This window comes from Pseudoalteromonas sp. (genome assembly GCF_036960685.1).
Classification (GTDB): domain Bacteria; phylum Pseudomonadota; class Gammaproteobacteria; order Enterobacterales; family Alteromonadaceae; genus Pseudoalteromonas.
The window spans coordinates 69,813-75,870 of record NZ_JBALXK010000024.1 but is presented as its reverse complement, the minus strand read 5'-3'; the positions used below and the strand labels follow the sequence as shown (position 1 = coordinate 75,870).

General features: G+C 40.2%; 6 protein-coding genes and 2 tRNA genes. All 8 read left to right on the top strand.

Annotation, left to right across the window (positions count from 1 at the left end):
- The first annotated feature begins 889 nt into the window (after positions 1-889).
- The 8 genes from tolQ to V7783_RS17265 all read left to right on the top strand — a co-directional run bounded on the left by tolQ (position 890) and on the right by V7783_RS17265 (position 6,053).
- Complete coding sequence (gene tolQ / locus V7783_RS17300) at positions 890-1,594, top strand: protein TolQ (protein ID WP_064666943.1); 705 nt, start codon at positions 890-892, stop codon at positions 1,592-1,594.
- Positions 1,581-2,015: a protein TolR gene (gene tolR, locus V7783_RS17295; RefSeq protein WP_064666942.1), complete on the top strand. Its 435-nt coding sequence runs from the start codon at positions 1,581-1,583 to the stop codon at positions 2,013-2,015. The genes tolQ and tolR overlap by 14 nt, the downstream gene beginning before the upstream one ends.
- Position 2,016: 1 nt before the next feature.
- Positions 2,017-2,943 (top strand): cell envelope integrity protein TolA, encoded by a 927-nt coding sequence (gene tolA, locus V7783_RS17290; protein WP_335679775.1) that lies wholly within the window; start codon positions 2,017-2,019, stop codon positions 2,941-2,943.
- Positions 2,944-2,952: 9 nt separating this feature from the next.
- Entirely contained in the window at positions 2,953-4,311 is a 1,359-nt protein-coding gene (gene tolB, locus V7783_RS17285; RefSeq protein ID WP_335679774.1) for a Tol-Pal system beta propeller repeat protein TolB, read from the top strand.
- A gap of 35 nt (positions 4,312-4,346) precedes the next feature.
- Entirely contained in the window at positions 4,347-4,889 is a 543-nt protein-coding gene (gene pal, locus V7783_RS17280) for a peptidoglycan-associated lipoprotein Pal (protein WP_064666939.1), read from the top strand.
- A 13-nt stretch (positions 4,890-4,902) separates the two neighbouring features.
- On the top strand, positions 4,903-5,655 hold the full coding sequence (gene ybgF / locus V7783_RS17275) for a tol-pal system protein YbgF (protein ID WP_335679773.1): 753 nt from the start codon (positions 4,903-4,905) through the stop codon (positions 5,653-5,655).
- 168 nt (positions 5,656-5,823) lie between these two features.
- A tRNA-Lys gene (locus tag V7783_RS17270) sits at positions 5,824-5,899 on the top strand.
- Positions 5,900-5,977: 78 nt separating this feature from the next.
- Positions 5,978-6,053: transfer RNA gene (locus V7783_RS17265), tRNA-Lys, on the top strand.
- The last annotated feature ends 5 nt before the right edge of the window (positions 6,054-6,058 follow it).

Genomic DNA, 6,058 nt, shown 5'->3' with positions numbered 1-6,058 from the left:
AAAAAGAAAATGGCAGGGCTAGACGATGATTATCGCTCAACCCTGTTAGAATCTGGGATTAAAATGCGCTAGCCGTGGCTACCTACCTATGCGTTTAGCTATTTCGACGACTATAATTCACATGCTGTTAAGTTTGTAAACGATATTGTATGCCCCATAGCACGGCGCTTGGCGTGATTTGCAGGCAAAAAAAAGCCCGCATAAGGATGCGGGCAAACAACAAGTTGAAGGAAGTAATCCAGGGAACACAGCTTAAACTCTTCGAGTTTTATCAAGAGGACTTTAAGCTTAGCAATACGAAAAATCAGAATCATATTGCAAAGAACTGGGCTTAATGAAGTATTCATTACTGCGCTAGCTCGGTATGGGATAATAATACGCAATTGTTGTTTTTTGTTCAAACTAGAAAAATTTAATTTTCAGATTAAAAAAACTAATAGCTGGATATTTATGGTCGCGTTATTTTTGTTCATAAAATTCACAGTAAGTTATTAGTTTGTTGAATTTATGAAACTTTATCTTGCTGTTTGGTTTTTGAACAGATTAGTTAAACTGTTTTGTACGCAGTTTAAAATACTGCTTTTGCTTGGTTATGCACTGATTGTGAATAAACAAGGTGTTTTACAGAGTTTTAGTTTATAAATACGCACTGAGCGAGTGTGTTTATTTAAGCAGTTGTGGATAGAGTTCTTATTGTGTTGGTTTTTTAACTTAAATAAAAAGCAGCAGACCTGCTTTTCAACGTTTTTTGTTGCTAATTCACAGCAATAGCGTTGTCAGTAGGGATCTGAATCGATACACTAGTTGCAACTTTTGGCCAAGCCTTTGGTCAGATACCTAGCGTAAAAAGAAATGGTATTTTTACAAGAAATCTTATTAGGAGTTTAATGTGGGTTCAGGGCTTAATTTTTTAGATTTAATTCTAGAAGCAAGTTTTCTTGTGCAGTTGGTAATGTTGGCACTGGTAGCAATGTCAGTTATGTCATGGGCAATTATTTTTCAACGTAAGAAAGCAATTTCTGAGGCGTTAACAAATGCTAAGCGCTTTGAACAAAAATTTTGGTCTGGCATTGATTTAAGTAAACTTTACAACGAAATTTCATCACGCAGTGGTAACTCAAGCGGTATAGAGGCATTATTTATCGCTGGTTTTAAAGAATTTGCACGTCATAAAAAAACGTCGTTTCAAAGTGCGAGCATTGTTATGGAAGGCACACACCGTTCAATGCGTGTGGCTTTATCTCGTGAAATTGAAAAACTAGAATCAAGTTTATCGTTTTTAGCAACGGTTGGCTCAATTAGTCCGTACATTGGTTTATTTGGTACTGTGTGGGGGATAATGAACGCTTTTATCGCCTTAGGTGAAGTGAAGCAAGCTACTTTGCAAATGGTTGCGCCAGGTATCGCAGAAGCCTTGATTGCAACAGCAATGGGTTTATTTGCAGCAATCCCAGCCGTTATTGCCTATAACCGCTTTGCTAATAAAGTTGAAAAACTTGAATCTCACTACATTAACTTTATGGAAGAGTTTGCAAATATTTTACACCGTCAAGCAGCTACACAAATAGAGGCAAAAGCGAATGTATCAGCGTAAGAAACGTCGTCCTGTTGCAGAGATAAACGTAGTTCCTTATATAGACGTAATGTTGGTATTGTTGATCATCTTTATGGCGACAGCGCCGTTGATCACTCACGGTGTTAAAGTTGATTTACCAAAAATGGAAGAATCAGATTTAGTTGACACTAAAGATACACCGCCAATTATTGCCTCTATCGACGCACAAGGTAAGTACTATGTGAGTATTGGTACAGATCCTGAAGAGCCAATGGAAGCATTAGATGTTGCAGCGGTGATTAAATTACAACTAATGAAAAACCCAGAAACGCCAGTGATGATCAAAGGTTCAGGCAAAGTATCGTACCAAGAAGTATTGTTACTGATGGACTTTTTGAAAAATGCGGGTGTGCCTTCTGTGGGGTTAATGACCGAATCATTCGAAGGAAGTAAAGGTTAATATGCGTGCTTCAATAATAAAATCAGTGTTGTTGCACCTTGCGATTATAGGCGTGTTGATTGGTACGGCAAATTTTCACACATCTTCACCAACGGTGATGGAAGTGACGTTAAATACTGCCATGCCAGAGGCGGAAAATGCGGTCTCAGCGGTTACTGTTGATCAAAAAATGGTTGAGCAAAAGATTGCTGAGTTAAAACGTCAAGACGATGACAAAAAACGTGCTGAAGACAAACGAATTAATGACCTTGAACGTCGCGCTTCCGATGCACGTAAGCAACGTGAAGCTGAAGACCGCCGCATTAAAAAGCTAGAGCAAGAGCGCCGCGCGAAAGAGAAAGAAACCGCACAAGCCCAAGCTCAAGCTAAAAAAGCACGTGAAATTGAACAAAAAGAACGTGAAAAAGCGCAACAAGCTGAAAAGCAAAAAGAACAAGCGGAACTTGCAGCTAAAGCTGCTGCTGAAAAACGTAAAGCGGAAGAAGAGGCTTTAAAGAAAGCTGAAGACGATCGCAAACGTGAAGAATTAGCTGCTAAAAAACGTGCAGAAGCTGCGGAAGAAGCGCGTCAAAAAGCATTGCAAGAGCAAATGTTGCAAGAACAGTTGGCGACAGAGCAAGCTGCACGTAATAAAGTACGTCAACAGCAAGTAGGCACTGAAGTTGATAAATACAAAGCATTAATAATGGCGCGCATTCAGCAAAATTTATTAATTGATGAAAAAATGAAAAATCAACAATGTCGTGTCAATATACGTCTAGGTTTTAATGGCTTGGTAACGCAGGTTCAATCTTTAGGCGGAGATAAGTTAGTATGTGAAGCGGCGCTTAGAGCGGTTCGTATGGCTGATACGCTGCCGGTTTCTAAAGATAAAGATGTGTTTGAGCAATTAAAAAATATTAACTTAACAATTAAGCCACAATTTTAAAGGAATGGTATGTTCAACAAGTTGAAAACAGTTTGTTTAATTTTCGTTTTAGGCTTTGCCAGTGTTGCTAATGCGGCACTTGAAATAGTCATAACCGAAGGTATTGATGGCGCGCGACCCATTGCGATCGTGCCATTTAAATATAAAGGTGTGGGGCCAATCCCACAAAAACTCAGTGATGTGATCGCTGCAGATTTAATGCGCAGCGGTAAATTCAAACCAATCGACGTAAATGCAATGCCGCAGTTACCTAGCAAAGATGCTGACGTAGACTACGCTGCATGGGTTAACAAAGGCGTTGAAGCTATTTTAGTGGGTGAGGTTGAACAGCAAACTGATGGTCGCTATTTAGTACGTTATGAATTGGTTGATGTTATTCGTGGCCAAATTACTGGCGGTGAAACGCAAATGATGAGCAACGGTAAACTCATTAAAAACCAAGATCATATTCAAGAAGCGCGCGAAAGTGTGATCAGTGATACCGGTTTTAGACGTTATGCACACCGCATCAGTGATGTTATTTATGAAAAACTCACCGGTGAGCGCGGCGCATTTTTAACTAAAATTGCCTATGTAATCGTACGTGATGACGAACCAAAGCCTTATCAGCTAGTGGTGGCAGATTATGATGGTTTTAACGAGCAGGTTTTATTACGTTCGCAAGAGCCACTAATGTCTCCTGCCTGGTCACCAGATGGAACTAAGCTTGCGTATGTAACGTTTGAAAATCGTCAAAGCCAAATTTATATCCAAGATTTATACTCTGGTAAACGTGAACTTATCACCAGCCATCAAGGCATTAATGGTGCACCACAATTTTCGCCAGATGGTAAAAAATTATTATTAGTCCTGTCAAAAGACAGAAACGGTGCAACAGAAGTGTATATGCTAGACTTAGCAACACGTAAAGAAACCCGTTTGACTAACCACCGTAGTATAGATACTGAACCATCTTGGCATCCGAATGGTCAAGATATCGTGTTTACCTCTGAAAGGGGTGGTAATGCTCAGATTTATAAGTTAAATTTACAAACAGGTAGGTCACAACGAATGACCTTTGATGGTGATATGAATCTTGCAGGTTCGATTACCCCTGACGGCAAAGAATTAGTGATGGTTAACCGTACCAACGGGCAGTACCATCTCGCTAAGAAAGAGCTTGCTACAGGCGCATTCCAAGTATTAACTCGAACGCGCCTAGATGAATCACCGAGCATAGCGCCAAACGGCTCGATGATCATTTATAGCACGCTTCATAATAATAAGCAGGTACTAGCGCTAGTATCAATGGACGGTCGCTTTAAAGCACGGTTACCTGTGCTAAATGGACAAGTAAAGGCACCCGCGTGGTCGCCTTATTTACAGTAATATTTGCTGGTTTACTCAATATAGGAATCTACTAAATGCAACTTAATAAAATACTTAAAGGCCTGCTAATTGCTGTGCCAGTTATGACACTAGCAGCTTGTAGCTCATCTTCAGATATCGACGAAGGTGCAGCGAATCAATCAAATCAAGCAACTGTTGAGCAAACAACAGATAATGATGCAGTTGAAGTTGCAACATTAACACCAGAGCAACAAGCACAAGAAGAACTTCGTCAGAAGTATGACGAATTGCGTCAAGAGCAAGTTATTTACTTTGGTTTTGATACTGCCGCTATTCAAGGTCAGTACGGTGAGTTACTTCGTGCACACGCTGAGTTTTTAGTTAAAAACCCATCAGTTAAAGTATTAATTGAAGGTCATGCTGATGAGCGTGGCACGCCTGAATACAATATTGCACTGGGTGAGCACCGTGGCCAAGCAGTTGAAAAATACCTACAAAGCTTAGGTGTTTCAGCAAGCCAAATGTCAGTAGTGAGCTATGGTGAAGAGAAGCCAATGGTTAAATCACGTACTGAATCTGCTTTCGCTAAAAACCGCCGTGCGGTACTAGTTTACTAAGATTAGAGACATTATGAAGCCGAAAATTATTTTGGCAGCCATGATATTGAGCGGGAGCACCCAAATTTGGGCTGCTCCCGCTCCTGTTTCAGAAGCTGCGAGTTCACAATCAAGTATCGAAAAACGCCTTGCTGCTCTTGAGAGCATGATGCAGTCACGCAACTTATTACAAGTTGAGTTACAGCAACAGCTTAATGTACTACAAGATGAAGTGAGTCAAGTTCGCGGGATCACCGAAGAACAAACCTACAAACTCGAAAAAGTGCTCCAACGTCAGCGTGAGCTTTATCAAGAAATTGAAAATCGCGTTAGCCAAGCTTATTCGCAGCCTAGTGCATCAAGTGCTGCTCAGTATGCTGAGCCTGTTGCCCAACAAGCTATTAGTTCAGACTTGTCTGAGAATGAAGCTTACGAACGTGCAGTGGCATTGATAATGAAAGACAAGCGCTACGATCAAGCTATTCCAGAGTTTCAAACGTTTTTAACCACGTATCCAAATTCTGTATATGCATCTAACGCTCATTATTGGTTAGGGCAATTGCTAACGATTAAAAATGATCCAGCAAAAGCGTCGGAGCACTTTAAAGTTGTTGTAAATGAATTTCCAAATTCAAATAAGCGCCCAGATGCAATGTTAAAACTGGGTACTTTGTTACAAGAGCAAGGTTTAGCTGAACAAGCGATAAAAACCTTTAATGATTTGATCAATCAATACCCAAGTACAACTGCTGCAAAATTGGCCACTGATCGCATTGCAAAAATGTAGAATCAGCTTGATTAGACTGCTTTTTGTCATAAGCGGTCTAAAATTGGTCAACTAGACATAAAAACTTAAAAAAAGAGACATTTTCTGTTGCACTCATTTTTTAAATAAGTATTATAAGCGCCCGCAGCAAACGAATGGTTCAACCACTCAAATTGCGACAAAAAGAGCGGGTCATTAGCTCAGTTGGTAGAGCAGTGGACTTTTAATCCATTGGTCGATGGTTCAAGTCCATCATGACCCACCATTCTTTATTTGGCTTTATGTTAACAATAGAATGGTCTTTTATCGGCGGATTTACGTAAGTACTTAAGTACACCAGAGCGGGTCATTAGCTCAGTTGGTAGAGCAGTGGACTTTTAATCCATTGGTCGATGGTTCAAGTCCATCATGACCCACCATTCTT